1 pseudogene is annotated in these 219 nt (G+C 48.4%); it reads right to left on the bottom strand.

Features of this window, described 5'->3' with window-relative positions:
- Window positions 1-219, bottom strand: a pseudogene (locus FY048_RS19040) (hypothetical protein); the annotation flags it as partial.

Raw genomic sequence — 219 nt, 5'->3', positions numbered from 1 at the left:
GAAGCGGTAATACCTTCTTTTAACTTCAGGATATTTAGCTTGTTGATATTCGTGTCATAACTTGAACTTACCGTATCCTGTCCGTCACCTCGACCAAACACATAGGTGTTGTTACCCGAACCACCATTCAACTGGTCATTGCCGGCTCCACCCTCAAGGATGTCATCACCCGCACCGCCACTCAGAGTGTCATTTCCAGCACCACCCTCAAGCATGTCG

Source organism: Acinetobacter sp. 1124_18A (assembly GCF_052824995.1).
This window is presented reverse-complemented; position numbering and strand designations above follow the sequence as displayed.